Origin of the sequence: Luteolibacter pohnpeiensis (genome assembly GCF_016595435.1) — a bacterium.
GTDB classification, from domain to species: domain Bacteria; phylum Verrucomicrobiota; class Verrucomicrobiia; order Verrucomicrobiales; family Akkermansiaceae; genus Luteolibacter; species Luteolibacter pohnpeiensis.
Window position 1 is genome coordinate 1 of record NZ_JAENIJ010000117.1, and the last position, 1,465, is coordinate 1,465.

Sequence of the window (1,465 nt, forward strand, 5' to 3'; positions counted from 1 at the left end):
ATCGAACAATTCCTACAAGATCGCCTCCATCTGCGATGCCGCGATCGCCAAGGCAACGGGGAAGGAGGGGCAATGAAATTGAACCGATACCTTCGGACGGCGAAGCGGCATTTCCTGACTGCGCTATGTGCCGGAGCCTTTGCGGTGGCCTGCGTCATTTGGGCGTTTGCGGCCGCTCTCTATCAGCATCCGGGCTGGTGCATCGCGTCAGTGATGGCGGCGGTGCTCGGGTTCTTTGTCAGCGCGGTGGAGGGGAACGAGGCGCATCGATGCCTTGAGGACTCCGAAAAGTTTGAGCGCGGATCCGGCCATTTTTGACAGCCGGTCATTCACAACCATCCGACCCGGCCCGGGGAGCAGGGCGCAAGAAATACACCAATCATGACCACACTTATTCAAGACGCTATCGTCATTCCTAAAGCCTATTTTCTATTCGACCGCCTACGCTTTGTCTGTGCGGCGGTCTCAACGGATGAGGCGAGGGAAGTGCTCACTCACCTCAATGTCACCCGCGACGGATGCGACCGCGTTTACGTCGCAACCGATGGGAGACGGCTTCACGTAACCCGAGTCGAAACCGGACTCTTTGACGACGACCTCGAACTGCTTGATGACGGGCTTTATCAGGTGGCTCACAAGTCACCGAAGGTTCTGGTTCTCGTAAAATCGGATCGAGAATTCCAATACCCAGAATGGACGGAGATTTTCGGCGAAATTCCTTCCAACAAGCATTTCCACATCACCCAGGACACGATCGGAAAGGTTCTTCTCCGCGCCGATCGATTGTTCCGGATCGATTATCTCCTGGAGGGATCGGGCTATAAGGTGGCGCGGAAAGGGGAGGAAACCGTGGAGCTCGAAATCGGCCACGATGAACACTCGGGCGCCATGATGATGAGCCACGACTTCGGCAAAGCCTACATCATGCCGATGCGGGATGGAGAGGATGAAGAATCTGATTCACCTGAGGATGAGGAAGAAGACGGCACGCCACCTCTCGATTTTGAGAGCGAGCCAGTGACCCTCGATGACGACGCGGATCTATCTGATCCCGATGCCGGGCCGGCGACTGAACCCACTTGCCTCGATGATCGCGATGACCTGAGCGACGCGGACGAAGAAGAGTAAACCCCAACCCAATCTAACCATTTTATATCATGACCACACAGAATCTAACAGCACTGGCAACTGCGCCAACACACCCACTTCCTTCAACTGGCATCGGCATCTTTGACAGCGGGACCTTCGAGTCACTCTATCGAATCGCCGCCGTGCTTTCGAAATCATCGCTTGTTCCGGAAACCCTCGTCTCTGACAAAAACGGACCATTTCCACCCGAGAAAGCCGCTGCCAACTGCTTGTTGGTTGTGGAGCAATCCCAACGCTGGGGCTTTTCACCGTTTGCAGTTGCCGGGCATGCATCGGTAGTTCACGGGCGGCTTTGCTGGGAAGGCAAACTGGTCGC

The 1,465-nt window shown here is 55.8% G+C and carries 1 protein-coding gene and 2 pseudogenes; all 3 read left to right on the forward strand.

Annotated elements, in window-relative coordinates; all coding sequences use genetic code 11:
- Positions 1–318, forward strand: a pseudogene (locus JIN85_RS20430) (hypothetical protein); the annotation flags it as partial.
- Positions 319–381: 63 nt separating this feature from the next.
- A complete protein-coding gene (locus JIN85_RS20435) occupies positions 382–1,128 on the forward strand; it encodes a hypothetical protein (RefSeq protein ID WP_200274335.1) in 747 nt (248 codons plus the stop codon).
- Between the two features lie 29 nt (positions 1,129–1,157).
- Positions 1,158–1,465: pseudogene (locus JIN85_RS20440) on the forward strand (hypothetical protein); the annotation flags it as partial.